16 protein-coding genes are annotated in these 16,390 nt (G+C 69.4%); 4 read left to right on the top strand and 12 right to left on the bottom strand.

All coding sequences use genetic code 11. From position 1 onward, the window contains the following. Positions 1–60: 60 nt before the first annotated feature. Positions 61–540, top strand: a complete 480-nt coding sequence (locus tag IEY31_RS05940; protein WP_188969977.1) for a DUF420 domain-containing protein — start codon at positions 61–63, stop codon at positions 538–540. Between the two features lie 97 nt (positions 541–637). Here IEY31_RS05940 and IEY31_RS05935 read toward each other — a convergent pair whose 3' ends face one another. After that, positions 638–895, bottom strand: coding sequence for a hypothetical protein (locus IEY31_RS05935; protein WP_039684969.1), 258 nt, complete (start codon positions 893–895; stop codon positions 638–640). A gap of 165 nt (positions 896–1,060) precedes the next feature. On the opposite strand from IEY31_RS05935, the gene IEY31_RS05930 reads away from it, so the two are divergent. Continuing rightward, positions 1,061–2,383 carry an MFS transporter gene (locus IEY31_RS05930; RefSeq protein ID WP_229723356.1) on the top strand — a complete coding sequence of 441 codons (1,323 nt, stop codon included), beginning with the start codon at positions 1,061–1,063 and terminating at the stop codon, positions 2,381–2,383. 59 nt (positions 2,384–2,442) lie between these two features. Here the strand turns inward: IEY31_RS05930 and cysS are convergent, their stop codons facing one another. Continuing rightward, positions 2,443–3,909 (bottom strand): cysteine--tRNA ligase, encoded by a 1,467-nt coding sequence (gene cysS, locus IEY31_RS05925; protein WP_373289118.1) that lies wholly within the window; start codon positions 3,907–3,909, stop codon positions 2,443–2,445. 227 nt (positions 3,910–4,136) lie between these two features. Continuing rightward, positions 4,137–5,342, bottom strand: coding sequence for a 23S rRNA (cytosine(2499)-C(5))-methyltransferase (locus IEY31_RS05920; RefSeq protein ID WP_188969975.1), 1,206 nt, complete (start codon positions 5,340–5,342; stop codon positions 4,137–4,139). A 75-nt stretch (positions 5,343–5,417) separates the two neighbouring features. Between IEY31_RS05920 and IEY31_RS05915 the strand changes: the two genes are divergently transcribed. Beyond that, complete coding sequence (locus tag IEY31_RS05915) at positions 5,418–6,113, top strand: amino acid ABC transporter permease (RefSeq protein ID WP_188969973.1); 696 nt, start codon at positions 5,418–5,420, stop codon at positions 6,111–6,113. A 19-nt stretch (positions 6,114–6,132) separates the two neighbouring features. Here IEY31_RS05915 and IEY31_RS05910 read toward each other — a convergent pair whose 3' ends face one another. The 8 genes from IEY31_RS05910 to IEY31_RS05875 form a co-directional block, all read right to left on the bottom strand. Beyond that, the gene (locus IEY31_RS05910; protein WP_188969972.1) at positions 6,133–6,939 is read right to left on the bottom strand and encodes a MerR family transcriptional regulator; all 807 of its coding nucleotides are present in this window, start codon (positions 6,937–6,939) and stop codon (positions 6,133–6,135) included. Positions 6,940–7,017: 78 nt separating this feature from the next. Further along, on the bottom strand, positions 7,018–8,466 hold the full coding sequence (locus IEY31_RS05905; protein ID WP_188969970.1) for an alpha-amylase family glycosyl hydrolase: 1,449 nt from the start codon (positions 8,464–8,466) through the stop codon (positions 7,018–7,020). Between the two features lie 130 nt (positions 8,467–8,596). Beyond that, positions 8,597–10,117, bottom strand: a complete 1,521-nt coding sequence (locus IEY31_RS05900) for an aldehyde dehydrogenase (NADP(+)) (protein WP_188969968.1) — start codon at positions 10,115–10,117, stop codon at positions 8,597–8,599. Next, the gene (locus tag IEY31_RS05895) at positions 10,114–11,025 is read right to left on the bottom strand and encodes a dihydrodipicolinate synthase family protein (protein ID WP_188969966.1); all 912 of its coding nucleotides are present in this window, start codon (positions 11,023–11,025) and stop codon (positions 10,114–10,116) included. Before IEY31_RS05895 ends, IEY31_RS05900 begins: the two co-directional genes overlap by 4 nt. 70 nt (positions 11,026–11,095) lie before the next feature. Continuing rightward, positions 11,096–12,379: an FAD-dependent oxidoreductase gene (locus IEY31_RS05890; RefSeq protein ID WP_229723355.1), complete on the bottom strand. Its 1,284-nt coding sequence runs from the start codon at positions 12,377–12,379 to the stop codon at positions 11,096–11,098. Then, positions 12,369–12,623, bottom strand: coding sequence for a (2Fe-2S)-binding protein (locus IEY31_RS05885; protein WP_188969964.1), 255 nt, complete (start codon positions 12,621–12,623; stop codon positions 12,369–12,371). The genes IEY31_RS05890 and IEY31_RS05885 overlap by 11 nt, the downstream gene beginning before the upstream one ends. Then, a complete protein-coding gene (locus tag IEY31_RS05880) occupies positions 12,616–13,734 on the bottom strand; it encodes an NAD(P)/FAD-dependent oxidoreductase (RefSeq protein WP_188969962.1) in 1,119 nt (372 codons plus the stop codon). The genes IEY31_RS05885 and IEY31_RS05880 overlap by 8 nt, the downstream gene beginning before the upstream one ends. Further along, positions 13,731–14,696 (bottom strand): proline racemase family protein, encoded by a 966-nt coding sequence (locus tag IEY31_RS05875; protein ID WP_188969960.1) that lies wholly within the window; start codon positions 14,694–14,696, stop codon positions 13,731–13,733. Before IEY31_RS05875 ends, IEY31_RS05880 begins: the two co-directional genes overlap by 4 nt. 79 nt (positions 14,697–14,775) lie before the next feature. On the opposite strand from IEY31_RS05875, the gene IEY31_RS05870 reads away from it, so the two are divergent. After that, positions 14,776–15,552, top strand: a complete 777-nt coding sequence (locus IEY31_RS05870; RefSeq protein ID WP_188969958.1) for an AraC family transcriptional regulator — start codon at positions 14,776–14,778, stop codon at positions 15,550–15,552. A 14-nt stretch (positions 15,553–15,566) separates the two neighbouring features. Here IEY31_RS05870 and IEY31_RS05865 read toward each other — a convergent pair whose 3' ends face one another. Further along, positions 15,567–16,388, bottom strand: a complete 822-nt coding sequence (locus IEY31_RS05865; protein WP_188969957.1) for a pyruvate, water dikinase regulatory protein — start codon at positions 16,386–16,388, stop codon at positions 15,567–15,569. Between the last annotated feature and the right edge of the window lie 2 nt (positions 16,389–16,390).

Genomic DNA, 16,390 nt, shown 5'->3' with positions numbered 1-16,390 from the left:
TGAAGTTCACCTGGTCCGGGCCATATCGCCCCCGGCCCCGGCCCTAGACTGCCCGGCGATATGGCACCAATCATCAACCAGTGGGCGGTCATCATGATCGTTCTGAGCGGGATCGCCCTGTGCACGGGCGTGTACTTCATTCGCACGGGCAAGCGCGTGTGGCACATGCGCGCCATGCTCACGGCCAGCGCACTGGCCACCATCTTTCTGGTGCTGTACCTGACCCGCCTGGCCCTGGGCTATGAGAAGGTCTTTACCGGGCCAGCGGCGTGGAAACCCGCGTATTACACGCTGCTGATCAGCCACATTATCCTGGCCGCCGCCAACCTGCCGCTGGCACTGGTGGCCCTGTGGAACGCCTGGGGCGGCCTGAAGCGGGCCGGCAACCTGAACAACATCGACGCCCCCGCTGCCCTTCCCTACTTCAACCGTCACCGCGCCTGGGTGCGCTGGACTGTACCGGTGTGGCTGTACGTGGCCGTGACCGGCTGGATCATCTATCTGGTGCTGGGCCGCTGGGGCGAGCTGGTCACCGGGTAGGTGCTCGGGGCCCACGCTCAGGGTCCACGGCAGCAAGCAGCGCCGCTTCATCCCCGGAAAACGGGACATGAAGCGGCGCTGTTCACAGCCGGGCGGTTCAGGCCTTGGGCGGGAACGCCAGATGGCCCTCGAAGTGCCAGCCGCTGAACTTGTAGGGCTTCTTCTCAATCAGGGTGCCGCGCATGATGCCGTGCTGGGTGTTGACCTGCACGTCGCAGCGGCCCTTGCCCTGACAGTTCTTCTGTAACGCCTCGATATCGCTTTCCAGCGTTCCAGCCGGCAGCGTCTTGCCCTCGGCGTAGATCGCCAGCTTTTTGTTCGGCTGCACCACATATTTCCCTTCCAGAATCAGCATCCCTTCAGAATACGTGACAACTCCAAAAAAGAATGTTCCCAGGCCGCACCGGGTCCGGTCATGGATCGTGGACCAGGCACCTGAAGGGCTGTGGAGGCACAGCCCCGGCTGTCACTGGTGCAGTTTCATTCAGACAGGTCAGGGACGCGCCCCTACACTGCGCGCGTGAGCCCCACGCCCCAAGCCCCGACCACGGTCAGCCACGACGTCCTGCGCCTGCCCGAGTTCCGCGCCATGCTGGTGGCCGCCGTGACCAGCACGCTGGCCAGCCGCGCCGTGGCCCTGACAGTGGCCTATCAGCTGTACCAGATCACCAAAGATCCGCTGACCCTGGGCATCCTGGGGCTGGTGGAGGCCATCCCGGCCCTCAGTCTGGCGCTGTTCGGCGGCGTGGTGGCGGACCGCAACGACCGCCGCCGTATCCTGCTGCTCACCATCAGCGTGGAGGCGATCTGTGCGCTGTTGTTCACGCTGTACGCGCCGCAGGCCACGGCCTACGGCATCTGGCCGATTCTGGCCCTGATCTTCACCCTGGGCATGGCGCGCGGCTTTTCCGATCCGGCGCTGCCCGCCTTCCAGGCCCAGGTGGTGCCGCGCGAGCTGCTGCTGCGGGCCTCGGCGTGGCGCTCCAGCGCGGGGCAGGCGGCGGCCATTGCGGGTCCGGCCCTGGGCGGGGTGCTGTACGCCTCGGTGGGTGCGGCGGGCGCGTACGGCGTGGCCACCGCGTTGCTGCTGGTGTCGCTGGGCTGCGTGGCCTACGTGAAACCCAAGCCGAAGCCGCGCTTCATTCCCGGCGAACCGGTCTGGCAGAGCATCAAGGAGGGGCTGGCCTTTGTGGTTCAGCGGCAGGTGCTGGTGGGCAGCATGGCGCTGGACCTGTTCAGCGTGCTGTTCGGCGGCGCGGTGGCGCTGCTGCCCATCTTTGCCGCCGACATCCTGCGGGTGGGACCCATCGGCCTGAGCATGCTGGTGGCCGCGCCCAGCGTAGGGGCGCTGCTGGTGATGCTGTACGCCACCCGTCACCCGCCAGGGCGCAACGCCGGCCGGACGCTGCTGGCGGCAGTGGCCGGCTTCGGCGTCAGCATCGTCGTTTTCGGGCTGTCCCAGAATTTCGTCCTCAGCGTGGCCGCGCTGGTGGCCGCCGGGCTGTTCGACGGCATCAGCATGGTGATCCGCAGCGCCACCATGCAGCTCAAGGCGCCGGACCACATGCGCGGGCGCGTGGGCGCGGTCAGCGGCATGTTCATCGGCGCCAGCAACGAGCTGGGCGCCTTCGAGAGCGGCGTGGCTGCCAAGTTGCTGGGCACGGCCCGCAGCGTGTGGCTGGGCGGCATCGTCACCCTGATCGTGGTGGGCGTGACCGCGTATCTGGCCCCCGAACTGCGGGCCATGAATCTGGAAGACGTGGCCGAGGACCTGCCCCATGACCCACCCGATGCGGGCGCGGCGGCCCTGCAACCGTCGCCAGGCGCCGCCCCGCGCACCTGAGCCAGACCCCCATCTGTTGGGGATTCAGGCTGCGCTGGTGTCAGCAGTCAGCCCCGAATTCAGCGCCGCCAGCGTGGGCCGTCCTTGGTGTCCTCCACGGTCACGCCTACCGCCGTCAGGGTGTCACGCAGTTCGTCGGATTCGGCGTACTGCTTGTTCAGGCGGTAGTTCTGGCGGGCCTTCAGGACCAAGGCCATCAGGGTGCCCAGCACCTGCGAGTCGTCCTCCTGGGCCGCGCTGCCTCCGGCAAAGAGGCCCAGCACACCGCCGCCCAGGTTGCGGAAAGCATCCCGCGCCCTCTCCAGCGTGGCCCGCCCGACGGTTCCAGCGGCCAGCGCGGAGTTCAGGTCACCGCTCAGCCCGAACAGGGCCGCCACCGCCTTGGGGGTGTTGAAATCGTCGCGCAGGGCGTCCTCAAAGGCCGTAACGTGCGCCTCGATCCGGCGGTCCAGCGCGGCGTCGCTGCCGTCCGGCGCGTCACTGAAGCGGCGCTCGATCTCATGCAGCGTCTCGCTGAGGCGGCGGTAGCCGTTCCTGGCCGCCTCGAAGGCCGCGTCACTGAATTCGGTGATCGAGCGGTAGTGGCTGCTGACCAGCAGGAAGCGCACCACCATCGCGTCATGCCGCTTCAGGACGTCCTCAATGGTGGTGAAGTTGCCCTTGCTCTTGCTCATCTTCTCGCCGCCAATGGTCAGCATGTTGTTGTGCATCCAGTAGCGGGCAAAGGCGTGGCCCGCCGCCTCGGCCTGCGCGATCTCAGCCTCATGGTGCGGGAATTCCAGGTCCAGGCCGCCGCCGTGGATGTCGAAGCCTTCACCCAGATACTTGAGGCTCATGGCCGAGCATTCGATGTGCCAGCCTGGAAAGCCCTGGCCCCAGGGTGAGGGCCAGCGCATGATGTGACTGGGTTCAGCCCGCTTCCACAGCGCGAAGTCGCGGGCGTCGCGCTTGTCGCCGCGCACCGCCTCACGGGTCCCTTCCTCCTGATCGTCGATTCTGCGGCCCGACAGCTTGCCGTACTCGGGCCAGCTGCGCACGTCGAAGTACACGCTGCCATCGGATTCGTAGGCGTGGCCACGCGTGATCAGTTCCTCGATCAATGTGATCTGCTCGGTGATGTGCCCGGTGGCGCGCGGGTTGATGCTGGGCCGCAGGACGTTCAGCGCGGCCATGTCGTCCATGAAGGACCAGAAGTACTTGTCGGCCACCTCCATCGGTTCCAGACGCTCCAGCGCAGCGCGTTTGGCGATCTTGTCCTCGCCGTCGTCGCTGTCGTCTTGCAGGTGGCCCACGTCGGTGATGTTCGCCACGTAGCGCACCGCGTAGCCGAAATGCATGAAGGACCGGCGGATCACGTCGAAGGCCACCTCTTTCTTGGCGTGACCCAGATGCGCGCCGCTGTACACGGTGGGACCGCACAGGTACATGCCCACATGCCCCGGCGTGGTGGGCACGAAGGGGACCTTGCGGCGCTGCATGGTGTCGTACAGGACGATGTTGGAATCCGGCTGGGCGGTGGTGATCACGGGCGGCTCCTTGAAGTGCTCAGAGATTGGGAAGGCATTAAAAAGCCGCGCCTCAACAGCAGTCGGGGCGCGGATGGCAGACGGGGGCTGCTTTACCGCAAGGGGGAGCAACACACGGTCTTCATGTGGGGCAGCTTAGCAGATGCCGGGGCAGGAGACTGGGAAACGAGAGACGTTGGGGGCTGGAAACTGCCCTGCACCTCTTCCCCAGCCTGCGCGGCAGAACTTCACCCCAGCTCCAGATAAATCGCCTTCAGGTACTGCGCCTCGGCGAAAGAGGCGTGATGGTCCGGAGCGTGGCGGGTCGTGGCCAGTTCCTTCCACGGTCTGCCACTGGCCCCTGCGGCGGCGCGCACCGCGTCCCAGAATTCCTCGGCGCTGACGTGGGCGGAGCACGAGGCGCTGAGGAGAACGCCGCCCCGCGCCAGCCGGGCGATGCCGTCCGCCGCCAGTCGGCCGTAGGCTCGGATGGCCCCGGCCCGCTCGGTTTCACGGCGGGCCAGCGAGGGCGGATCGAGAATGACCAGATCAAAGGTGCGGCGGGTGGCCGACAGCCAGTCGAAGACATCGGCCTGAACCGTTTCGTGCGGGGTGGTCAGTTCTGGATTCAGCGCGAAGTTGCGCCCTGCCCCCATCAGCGCGTGCGGGCTGAGGTCCAGACTGACGACTTCGGTGGCGCCGCCCCGCGCCGCGTACAGCGAGAAGCCCCCCGAGAAGGAAAAGGCATTCAGCACCCGCCTTCCCTTTGCAAGCCCCTCCACCCGCCGCCGGTTCTCGCGCTGGTCCAGAAAGAAGCCGGTCTTCTGGCCGCGCAGCACGTCCGCCTCGAAGGCCAGACCGGACTCGTGGAAAACCACGGGATTCTCCGGCAACCCTCCGGACAGGACCTGACCGTCGGCCAGCCCGGCCTCCGCCGCGAAGGTCTGAATGTTGCGGCTGAGGCGCAGGACCATCGCAGAGCCGGGAAAGCGTCCGGCCAGCAGGTCCAGCATGCGCCCCAGGTGCGGAAACCACGCCGCCGTGTAGATCTTCAGGACCAGCACACCCGCGTAGCGGTCCACCACCAGGCCGCCGAAGCCGTCGGACTCGCCGTTCAGGATGCGGTAGCCGTCGGTGTCGGATGGGCTGAACAGCGCCTCACGCCGCGCCAGCGCCTTCTCCAGATGCGCGGCCCACCACACGTCGTCCAGCGTCACCGGCGGCCCGGCGTGGAGCACGCGCACCCGCAACGGCGAATGCGGGTCGTACAGGCCAATCGCCAGGAAGCGGTCTCGGCGGTCGTAGATCACCGCCAGTTCCCCGGCCTCGCCGGCCCTGTTCTGCTCGCGCACGCTGGATTCGTAGACCCAGGGATGCCCGGCGCGCACGTAGCCTTCGGCCGCTGCCGTGACGCGCAGGCGCAGGCGGGGGCGGGCAGGGAGAGACGCGGACATGGGCGGAGGCTAGCAGATGGGGCGTGGGGCTGTGGGCGGGACACGCCCGCCTACAGCCCCTAAACTGCGGAGCGCATGGCCGAACTTGCCGAAGGGTTCAGAACCATCCTCGCGGGCGACTATCCCCGCCTGCTGCTGTCGGGGCTGGGCCTGACGCTGGCGGTCAGCCTGTGCGCGCTGGGCGTATCGGTGGTGCTGGGCACGCTGCTGGGCGTGGTCCGGGTCTTTCAGGTGCCGCTGCTGGGGACGCTGGGCAACGCCTACGTCGAGGTGGTGCGCGGCATTCCGCTGATCGTGCTGCTGAGCGTGGTGTATTACGGCCTGCCCGCGCTGGGCGTCACGCTGGACAGCTTTCCGGCGGCGGTGCTGGCGCTGGGGCTGTACTCGGCGGCGTACACCTCCGAGATCGTACGCGGCGGGCTGAGCAGCGTGCCGGTTGGCCAGATCGAGGCGGGCCGCAGCCTGGGGTTGAGCCGCGCCCAGGCGCTGAGCTACGTGGTGCTGCCGCAGGCGTGGCGGGTGGCGCTGCCCGCATTGGGCAACGAATTGGTCAGCCTGATTCTGGGCAGCAGTCTGGCCAGCGCCGTGACCTTGCAGGAACTGTTCGCACAGGGCAAGTACATCACCGGGGTGACCTACCGCCAGTTCGAGGTCTACGCCGTGCTGGCGCTGGTGTACTTCCTGCTGACCTTTACCCTGACCCGGCTGGTGCGGACCCTGGAGAGGCGACTGGGCCGGGGACAGGCGGGGCTGGAGCGGCGGGTGCTCTAGGAGGGATCAGGCAGCGCTTTTACGGCTGAGCGTTCATCTTCTCGTCTGCCCACGCCAGCACCGCCGCGCTCTGGTACGCCGCCAGCCCCTCACCTGCACTGTCGATGTTGCGGGTGAAGCGCTCGTCGGCCACCCACATCTGCGCCAGTCCGCGCATCATCTCCGGCGAGGCGTCGTAATAGCGGGCAGAGATATGGGCGCGGTGATCGGCAGCCACCGCTCTGGCCTCGGCAGAACCGGGCGGTGTTCCGGCAGCCATCAGGGTCAGATAGCGGTTATAGATGACGTTCAGCTCGGCCCTGACCGCCTCCCAGTCAGCCTTGCCGTACCGGCTGGTGCGGCGGGCACTCTGCGTGTAGGCGTCGGTGTCGCCCCAGCGTTCCTGGGCCTCGGCCTCGTGCTCGGCAGGATCGAAGCCGTCAAAGATGCCTTTTACTTCTGCGTTCGTCATGGTTGGAACTCCTTCACCGCGTTCGGCGGCCCTCAGGTAGGTCAGGGCGGCGTCCAGGGTGGCCTGGGTCCGGCGCTGCTTTTCTCGCAGCAGGGCCACCTGCGTCCGCAGCGCGGCCACCTCGCCCCCCGGCGGAGCGTCCAGCAGCCGGGTGATCTCGGCCAGCGGGAAGCCCAGCTCGCGGTAGCTCAGCACGCGCCACAGCCGCGCCAGGTCAGCAGGCGTGTACAGCCGGTAGCCCGCCTCCGTCCGCGCGCCGGGCCGCAGCAGCCCAATCTCGTCGTAGTGGTGCAGCGTGCGGACGCTCAGGCGGGTCAGCAGCGCCACCTCGCCTACCGTCCAGGTCTGTTTTGCAGTCTCGCCCCTGGCCTCCATACCCAGCAGCGTAAGGGCTGACGCAGCGGGAGGGTCAAGGGGTCCGCGTGCGACGGGGCATACCCCTGCCGCCCGCCCTCAGTCCAATTTAAAGGCCGCCGCGTCCTCGGGCGGCAGACTGAGATGCAAGAAGCCGTTGCTGACGCGAATCTTGGCGTTCTGCCCGGCGAACAGCGTGGAAATCACTGCCCCTGGCCCGGCACCCAGGCCGATGCTGCCCAGCCGGACCGAGTAGTTGCGCCGTTCCTTACCGCCGTGCCATGCCACCAGCACCCTCCCCCCCGCCTCTCCACGGGTGAACAGCAGCAGGCGCTCGTCGAGGCTGGGCGGCGTTTTCAGCAGCGTGAGCGGCCCCCGGCTCAGGGCCGGGCTGGCTTTACGCACCGCGATGGCGTTCTGGGCCACGTCGAACACCGCTTTTTCCTGCGGGGTCCACTGGGCTTCAAAGCGCATGTCCCGGCGGTTGTCGGGGTCGGTGCCGCCGCGCATGGCGATCTCGGTGCCCTGCCAGATCACCGGCACGCCGCGCAGGGTCATCAGCGCACGCAGGCCGTACTTGGTGCGGGCCTGTCCCACGTCCTCGAACAGCGAGCCCTGCGCGAAACGCGGCACGTCGTGGTTGTCCAGGAATAGTGCCACCTCGCCGGGGCGCGGCAACTCGGCCTGCCGCGACAGCACGGCGGCCACGCGGTCCAGGCCCTGCCCGGCCATGATGCTGCCCTTCATGGCGGCCTGCAGGCTGAACAGAAACAGGCTGTCGAAGCCCCGGCGCTGCCATTCGCCCACCGTGCCGCTGTCGGCGTCGTACCACTCGCCCAGCGTCCAGATGCCCTCGGCCCGGTCCGTGGACAGCAGGTCCCCCAGGAACATGGGGTCCACGTGCTTGATCGCGTCGTAGCGGAAGGCCTGCACGCCCTGGTCCCGCCAGAAGCGGGCGTTGCCCAGCAAGAGCTCGCGCACCTGAAGGTTGCCCTGCTTCAGGTCCGGCAGGCCCGCCAGCGCACAGTCCACGTCCTTGTCGCGCGCGGCGTCACACTCGGCCTTGCCGTTGAACCACGCGGGCTGCTCCCTGACCGCCGGGGCCAGATACCCGTAGTGGTTGATGACCTGATCAAGCACCACCCGCATCCCGGCCTCCTGCGCCGCCTTGACGAAGGTGCCGAAATCGGCCAGGGTGCCGAAATGCGGGTCCACCTTGCGAAAGTCGGCGGGCCAGTAGCCGTGGTACGCCGCCGTGCCGAAGGAATTCTGGGCCTGCTGCTGGTACACCGGGGTCATCCACACTGCCGTCGCGCCCAGTTTCTGGATGTACGGCAGCTTCTGGGTCAGGCCCGGCAGATCGCCGCCGTGCCACGCCCGCAGGTCAGTCTTGTTGACGCCCGCGTTGTTGGCCGCGTTGCCGTCGAAGAACCGGTCCGGCATCACCTGGTAGATCACCTGCCCCTCGAAAGAGGACAGGGGGGCCGAGTTCTGGGCCGCAGCCCCGCCCGCCCCCAGCAGGGCGCCAAGAAGAATGGTCTGTCGCATGCGGCATGTTAGCCCCATGCGGGCGCCGTGTGAAATGGGGCCGCGGGGTGCGGCGCTGGGGGGGGTCTTCCCTCCCCCACGCCGCACCCCGCCCGGACTTCAGGGCAGCTTCAGGAAGGCCGGGCGGCCCTCAGCGCCTCCGCTCGCCGTCCACCAGCCGCCACAGGCCGTGCGGATTGGCGTCCTGAAGTTCGGGAGGCAGCGCGCGGTCCGGAAAGTCCTGATACGCGCGCAGGCGGCTAAAGCGCTCGATGGCGCGGCTGCCGACGCTGGTGCTGCCGCCGCCGTCGCTGGTGGCCGGGAAGGGGCCGCCGTGAACCATGGCGTGGCCCACCTCCACCCCCGTGGGAAAGCCGTTCAGGACCAGTCGCCCGGCCCGCGTGCCCATGACGTGCAGCAGGTCAGCCAGACCGTCGAGCTCATCGTCGGTGGCGTGCAGGGTGGCGGTCAGCTGGCCTTCGAGTCCGGCCAGCACAGGCGCGACCTCCTCCAGGTTTTCATAACGCACCGCCACGCTGAGGGGGCCGAAAACCTCATCGGCCAGTTCGGGGGTGAAAGCCGCGATGGGCACACCCAGCAGCTGAGGCTGCGCGCCCCGCTCCGGCTTCGCACCCTGGGTCAGAGGCAGCACGCCCACCGCCTTCAGATGTCCCGCCGCACCCTTCTGGAAGGCGCTGAGGATGCCGCCTGTGAGCAGCGTGCAGGCTGGAGTCGCGTCCAACTTGGAGGCGACGTCGTTCAAAAACGCATCCCCCGCCTCCCCCACCAGAACGAACAGCAGGCCCGGCTGGGTACACAGCTGACCACCCGAGCCGCTGATGCTGGCGGCCAGCCCGCCGGCCAGCCTGCCGCCGTTCGCCTCCAGCGCCGCTGCCGTGAAGACGCTGGGGTTGACGCTGCTCATCTCGGCGTACACGGGAATCGGCACCTCGCGGGCCTGGGCGGCGGCCACCAGCGCCAGCCCGCCCACACGCGAGCCAGTGAAACCGACAGCGTGAATATCGGGGTGCTGGACGAGTTGCACGCCCAGCTCATAGCCGTCCTCGTAGACAATCCCGAAAACACCTGCACTCAGGCCGCACTGTTCCGCCGCCTCTCGAATCGCCGCTGCCGCCAGCTCGGAGGTGGCCGGGTGCGCCGGATGCGCCTTGACCACCACCGGGCAGCCTGCCGCCAGCGCGGAGGCCGTGTCGCCGCCGGCCACGCTGAAGGCCAGCGGGAAATTGCTGGCCCCAAAGACCGCCACCGGGCCCAGCGGCACGCGCAGGCTGCGGACATCCGGTTTGGGCGGCTTGCGGGCCGGGTCGCCGTGGTCAATGCGGGCGTCCACCCACGAGCCGTCCGCCGCCACCCCCGCGAACAGGCGCAGCTGGTTGGCGGTGCGGGCCAACTCGCCGCGCAGCCGGGCTTCGGGCAGCCCCGACTCGCCCATTGCCGCCTCGACGAGGGCGTCGGCCCGCGCTTCAATGGCGGCCGCGGCAGCGTTCAGAAAATCGGCACGCTGTGTGGGCGTGGTGGCCGCGAAACTGCGTGCCGCACCCTTTGCCGCCGCCACCAGTGCCTTCATTTCCTGCGGCGTGGTGACCGGGAACGCCGGGGCCAGAGGCTGCCCCGTCGCCGGGTTCGTCGCCTGGAAGGTGCGGGCGGTCATGCGCCCACCCCCGCAGGCACACGCCGGGACGCGGCCTCGATGACAGCGCGGGCCTCGGCCTTCTCGGCGTCGATGAGTTCCAGCCGGGGAGCGCGGACGCGGGCGCTGCCGTGACCGGTTTCCTCCTGCACGAACTTGATCAGCTGGACGAACTTGTTCACCACGTCCAGGCGCAGCAGCGGCAGGAACCAACGGTACAGCTCCGCCGCCTCCTTCGCCCTGCCGTCACGGGCCAGCTCGAACAGGCGCACGCTCTCGGCGGGGTAGGCGTTGATCAGGCCAGCGACCCAGCCGGTCGCCCCCGCCGCCACGCCCTCCACGATGGCGTCGTCCAGCCCCACCAGAATGTCCACCGATTCCGGCAGCACGGCGCGCAGCGCGGTCACGCGGCGCACGTCGCCGCTGGACTCCTTGACGCCCAGCAGATTGGCGTGCTCTCCGGCCAGCTCGGCAATCTGCGGAGCCAGGAAGTCGGTGCGGTACGCGCCGGGGTTGTTATAGAGGATTACGGGCAGCTCGGTGGCCGCCACCAGCGCGGCCATGTGCGCCTTCATCTCGCGCCAGTCGCTGGTGTAGACATAGGGCGGCAGCGCCATCAGGCCGCCGCAGCCCACGTCACGCGCTGCCTGGGCCAGCCGCACCCCGCCTGCTGTGCTGAGGCTGGCAATGCCGGGAATCACGGGCTTGCCGTCCAGCGCGTCCACCAGGGTTTCCAGCACCGCCATCTTCTCGTCCAGTTCCAGCGTGTTGGTCTCGCCCAGCGACCCCAGCGGAATCATGCCGTCGCAGCCGGCGGCCATCATCCAGCGGGCGTGCTCGCGCAGGAAACCGTGATCGACGCTGCCGTCGGCGTTGAAGGGCGTGGTGATGGCGGGAAAAACGCCGCGGAAGGGGTGGGAGGTGGTCATGGTTGGGCTCCTTTGTTTGAGAGGGCTACGGTTGAGAAGGCGACGCATCTGGGGGGTCTCGGATCAGCATTCACGGTGGACTGAGGGTGGTGGGTTCATCCAACAACTGGGCCAGTGGGAGCGGCAGCAGCGGGGCGCGGACGCCCCCGAAATGCCAGCCGTACAGGGTCTCGGTGGCGGGGCCGCAGACCCGGCCCTGGCACGCGCCCATGCCGCAGCGGGTCTGGAGCTTGGCCGCCGTCCAGTCCGTGAAACCGCGCAACTCGCCGTGCCGCACGTCCTCGCAGCGGCAGACGATGGTCCGGGGGGATGGCGTGGGCAATTGGGCCGGGCGCAACGCAAACGAGCGTTCCAGCGTGGCCTGAAAGCGGCGCTGAAGCCCGGCGCGGCGCGGCGCATCGTGCAGCCGCTCGATCTGACCGCCCGCGGCGCACCCGGCCACGAAGCCTTCCAGCAGCGCCCCGTCCACGCCGCCGATGCCGCAGACCTCCCCGGCGGCATAGACGCCGGAAACGCCCGTCGCCTGCCAGGCATTGACGTGCACCGCGCCCGCGCCGTCCAGCGGGCAGCCCAGCAGCGCCGCCACGCGGGTGTCTGGCACCAGCCCGAAGCCGACGGCCAAGTAGTCGCAGTCCAGGGTGACCTCGCGCCGTCCGCGCCGCAGGGTCACGCTCTGGAGCCCATGCTGCCCGCTGGCACGGACCACGGCGCAGCCAGCCCAGTACGGCACGCCCAGCAGTCCGGCGGCGAGGGCCAGCGCCTCACGCGATTTGCCGGGCAGCCTCGCCGCCGCCACGCCGAAGGCGGCCACCGCCGGTAAACCCGCCTGTTCAGCCACCGCCAGCACCCGCGCTCCCTTGTGCCGCAGGCCCGCCGCTACCGCCAGCAGCAGCGGCCCCGATCCGGCCACCACCACCCGCCGGCCGCGCACGTCCAGCCCTCCCTTGCTCATGGCCTGCAGCCCGCCCGCGCCGACGACGCCGGGCAGCGTCCAGCCGTCGAAGGGCAGGAAGCGTTCGGTGGCCCCGGTGGCGAGAATGATTCGTGAAGCGTGAATCTGCCGCAGCCCCGCCGCAGAGGTGACGGTCAACGTGTGTGTCCGCCCACCTGCCTCCGCCGCGATGACCTCCGCGCCGCCCAGAACGGTGATGGCGGGATGGGTCGCTACCGCACGCAGCAGCTCGCCCGCAGCCCCCTTCTGACCCGCCGCCGCGCCGCGCCAGATCTGCCCGCCGGGACCCGGCTGGGCGTCCAGCAGCAGGACGCCCAGGCCACCCTGGGCCGTCGTGAGCGCTGACATCAGTCCGGCGGGCCCAGCGCCCACCACCACGGCGTCCCACAGGTCAGTCTTCACGGCTCACCTCCAGCAGGCGGCGCACGTCCTGACCGTCCCGCACGGGGGTCAGGCACGTTCGCACGGTCAGGCCGTCCACCACCGCGCGGCATTCGGCACAGCTGCCCATGCCACACAGCGCCCCGCGACTTTCGCCGCCGAGGCTGAAGCGCAGCGGCGAGAGGCCCGCGTTCTGAAGGGCGGCCAGCACGGTGGTTCCGGGCCGGGCGGTGACCCGCATCCCCTCCAGCGTCAGCTCAGGCATGGACGGCCTCCGGGACGCGCCCAAAGCGCATTGGAGTGAAGTCGTGGGCCAGCAATGCAGAGGGGGTTCCAAACAGGTGTGCCGACAGCAGCTCCGCCGTGCCCAGCGCGGTGGTGATGCCCAGCCCCTCGTGACCCGTGGCGAGAAACACGCCGCTGAGAAACGGATGCGGCCCAACCAGCGGCAGATGATCAGGTGTCGCGCAGCGCTGCCCCGTCCACACCCGCAGGGCGGAGGTCTGCGCCAGCGCAGGCAGAAACCCGGCGGCGCGGCGCAGCATCCGGCGCAGCAGCGGCCAGTCGATGCTGCGCTCCGGCTGCCCGAACTGACGGCTGGAGCCGACCAGCAGTTGCCCGGTGGGGCGCGGCTGCACGTTGAAGGCCACGCTGTCCCCGTCGCCGCCGTGGGCGCTTTTCAGGTAGCCCAGTTCGACCAGCTGGTGGTTGACCTGCGGGGCGCCGCGTTCGGTGATCAGCAGGTGGCCCTTGCGCTGGCGCAGGGGCAGCTCGGGCAGCAGTGCCGCCGCCCCGATGCCGTTCGCCACCACCACCACGTCGGCATGCAGGATTTCGCCGCCGTCTAACCGTACGCCCCCGTCGATCAATGCCGCGACCTTCTCGGGCCGCACGGTGGCCCCCGCGCGCGTCAGCAGGAACTGGGCGGCCACCGGGGCATACACCACGCTGTCCCCCGGCACGCGCAATGCTCCGGCCAGTCCAGGGCGCAGTCCGGGTTCGGCGCAGGCCAGTTCGGCGGCGTCAAGCAGCGTTGCCTCCCGACCTGCGGCCAGATATGCCTGCCGTTTGGGTTCCACTGCCGCCAGTTCCTCATCGTCACTCGCCACCCACAGCGTGCCACAGGCGCGGTGATCGGCCTGGGGGGGCAGGTCCCGCGCCAGCATCTCCCACAGTTCCAGGCTATGGGCGGTCAGGGCCAGTTGCGCGGGACTGTCGTCCATCACCACCAGGTGGCCCATGCCCGCCGCCGTCGCGCCGCCGCCCACCGGCCCCGGCTCCAGCACCGTCACCCGCGCGCCTTGCCGCGCCAGGGCGTCCGCGCAGGCTGCGCCCACCATGCCGCCCCCGATCACCACAGCGTGCAGGGCGCTCACCCCTCCCCTGGCCGGATGCCCCAGGCGAAGGGATCGCCCGGCTGAACAAGCAGTTCGCCCTGCATGGTGACGAAGGCCCGCCCGGTGATGACCGGATGCACCTGCCCAGCGTGCAGCGAATACTGCCCCTCGAACACGCTGCCGATCACGCTTTCCTGCCGCCAGATCTGTCCGGGTTCCAGCCTGCCATCTGCGGCCAGACACGCCAGCTTGGCGCTGGTGCCGGTGCCGCAGGGGCTGCGGTCATACGCGCCGCCCGGGCACATCACGAAATTGCGCTGGACCCCGCCCGCATGGCTGAACAGTTCGATGTGGTCGATCTCCGCGCCGTCCTTTCCGGTGATGCCTGCTGCTTGCAATGCCTGACGAATTCGCAGCGTCTCGTCGGTCAGGTCCGGGAGGTCACCCATGGTCAACGCCCGAGCACCCACGTCCACCAGATAGAACCAGTTGCCGCCCCAGGCCACGTCGCCGCGCACCTCGCCCAGTCCCTCCACGGTCACAGCCACGTCCTGCAGGTGCCGAAAGGCAGGCACGTTCGCCACGCTGACGCGGCCATCGCCGTGCAGGGTGGCGGTCACCACGCCCACCGGGGTCTCGATGCGGTGATCGCCAGGGCCGATGCGCCCCAGGTACGCCAGCGTCGCCACCACGCCCATCGTGCCGTGCCCGCACATGCCCAACGGCCCGGCGTTGTTGAAGTAGATGACCCCCGTCACGCAGTCCGGCTGTTTCGGCGGCAACAGCAGGGCACTGACCAGCACGTCGTTGCCGCGCGGCTCCAGGTTGACCAGCGTGCGCCAGCGGTCAAAGTCACCCGTCAGGGCCTCGCGTTGCTGCGCCAGGGTCTCGCCCGGCAACTCCGGAAAGCCGCCCAGCACCACGCGGGTCGGCTCGCCCGCCGAATGGGAATCCACGAAGGAGAGGCGGTGCGTGACCGTGGACAGGGCGGCGGGCGACATGCCTTACGTTACGCCCGTGGCCGGTCATCTGTCTTGGCGAACTTCACGGACCTATCTGCCGAATTCGGCACAATGGGGTATGCCCGTGTTCTCCCCTGCCGCCAGCAACGCGCAACGGCCCAGCACACTGCCAGAGGCGATCCGGCAGCTAGGTCTGGACGCGCTGCTGGACGTCCTGGACTATCTGCCCGACACCGTGACCTTCGTGAAAGATGCACAGGGCCGCTACCTGTATGCCAACCGCACGCTGCTGGATCGGCTGAGCCGTCCGGCCTCCGCCGTCCTTGGCCTGCGCGCCAGCGAGGTCTTTCCGGCGTCGCTAGGGAACGCCTACAGCCAGCAGGACACGGCGGTTCTGGCGGGCCGCACCCTGACCGAACACCTGGAACTGCACCTGTATCCCGGCGGCAAGGCGGGCTGGTGCCTGACCACCAAACGCACGCTGGGGGACCCCCGCGCCCCGGCGGGCCTGCTGGGGCTGTCGCGCGATCTGCACCTGCCACGCTCCCACGCCTCGGCCCGGGGGCTGGCCGCCGCCACCGCCCGGATAGAAACCGGATACGCCGCGCCGCTGACCGTGCCGGACCTGGCCCGCGCCGCCGGCCTGAGCGTCAGCACCTTCGAGCGCCAGGTCCGGCGGGTGTACGGCCTGACGCCCTCGCAACTGCTCACCCGCACCCGCATCGAGGCCGCCACGGCCCTGCTGGCCCGCACCGAGCTGTTGGTGGCGCAGATCGCCGTGGACTGCGGCTACTTTGACCACAGCGCCTTTGCCCGCGCGTTCAAGGGCGCGGTGGGCCTGACGCCCAGCGGGTTCCGGGCATTTGTCAGGGGCAGGGCTGCGGCGAAGGGGTGAAACCGCTGCCAGTTTTAGCGCCGCCGCAACGCGCTCAGGATGCCTGCCGCGATCTCCTCGACGCTGGTGCTGGTGGTGTCGCGCACCGGCAGGCCCACCCGCTGAAACAGCCGTTCGGCGCGGCGGACCTCGAACTCGCACTGCTCGGGACTGGCGTAGCGGCTGCCCGCCTTGCGCTGGGTGCGGATGGCGTGCAACCTTCGCGGATCGATGGTCAGGCCGTAAAGCTTGTCGCGGTGGGCCGCCAGCGGCTGAGGCAGGCTCTCGCGTTCAAAATCGTCCTCGGCCAGCGGGTAGTTGCTGGCGCGAATGCCGTGCTGCAAGGCCAGAAACAGGCTGGTGGGGGTCTTGCCCACCCGGCTGACGCCCACCAGAATCACGTCGGCCAGCCCGTACTGCCGGTCCCCCACGCCGTCGTCGGTGGCCAGGGCAAAATCCAGCGCCTCCATGCGGCCCAGGTATGCGCCGGTGTCGTGCATGTCGTGGTAGCCGCCCACTGTACGCGCCGCCGTCTGCCCCAGCTCGGCCTCCAGCTCATTGATGCCGGGGGTCAGCAGGTCGAACAGGCGGGCGGGGGCGGCCTGCAATTCGGCCAGCACCTCCGGCTGGGTCACGGTGGTAAAGAGAATCGGGCGCTGCCCGGCCTCGCTCATCGCCCTGACCTCCTGCGCCACGGCCCGCGCCGCCGCCACGTCCGCCGTGAAGGGCCGCGCGACGTAGCGCAGCGGCTGCCCCGGGAAGTGCGACAGAAGCGCGCGGGCAATGTTGTCGGCGGTCAGGCCAGTGTGGTCACTGACGATCAGCACCGGGCGGGTGGGCGGTGGTGGGGTGGGCATGG

The organism is Deinococcus aerolatus (assembly GCF_014647055.1).
Classification (GTDB): domain Bacteria; phylum Deinococcota; class Deinococci; order Deinococcales; family Deinococcaceae; genus Deinococcus; species Deinococcus aerolatus.
The sequence above is the reverse complement of the archived record's forward strand: the minus strand, read 5'-3'. Positions and strand labels throughout refer to the sequence as shown.

Excerpts from the sequence above, each read along its gene's own strand:
- IEY31_RS05895 (WP_188969966.1), bottom strand. The coding sequence starts at position 11,025 with ATGACCACCTCCCACCCCTTCCGCGGCGTTTTTCCCGCCATCACCACG.
- IEY31_RS05910 (WP_188969972.1), bottom strand. The coding sequence starts at position 6,939 with ATGGAGGCCAGGGGCGAGACTGCAAAACAGACCTGGACGGTAGGCGAG.
- IEY31_RS05920 (WP_188969975.1), bottom strand. The coding sequence starts at position 5,342 with ATGTCCGCGTCTCTCCCTGCCCGCCCCCGCCTGCGCCTGCGCGTCACG.
- IEY31_RS05905 (WP_188969970.1), bottom strand. The coding sequence starts at position 8,466 with ATGCGACAGACCATTCTTCTTGGCGCCCTGCTGGGGGCGGGCGGGGCT.
- IEY31_RS05875 (WP_188969960.1), bottom strand. The coding sequence starts at position 14,696 with ATGTCGCCCGCCGCCCTGTCCACGGTCACGCACCGCCTCTCCTTCGTG.
- IEY31_RS05940 (WP_188969977.1), top strand. The coding sequence starts at position 61 with ATGGCACCAATCATCAACCAGTGGGCGGTCATCATGATCGTTCTGAGC.
- IEY31_RS05870 (WP_188969958.1), top strand. The coding sequence starts at position 14,776 with ATGCCCGTGTTCTCCCCTGCCGCCAGCAACGCGCAACGGCCCAGCACA.
- IEY31_RS05915 (WP_188969973.1), top strand. The coding sequence starts at position 5,418 with ATGGCCGAACTTGCCGAAGGGTTCAGAACCATCCTCGCGGGCGACTAT.
- IEY31_RS05935 (WP_039684969.1), bottom strand. The coding sequence starts at position 895 with ATGCTGATTCTGGAAGGGAAATATGTGGTGCAGCCGAACAAAAAGCTG.
- IEY31_RS05865 (WP_188969957.1), bottom strand. The coding sequence starts at position 16,388 with ATGCCCACCCCACCACCGCCCACCCGCCCGGTGCTGATCGTCAGTGAC.
- IEY31_RS05900 (WP_188969968.1), bottom strand. The coding sequence starts at position 10,117 with ATGACCGCCCGCACCTTCCAGGCGACGAACCCGGCGACGGGGCAGCCT.
- IEY31_RS05885 (WP_188969964.1), bottom strand. The coding sequence starts at position 12,623 with ATGCCTGAGCTGACGCTGGAGGGGATGCGGGTCACCGCCCGGCCCGGA.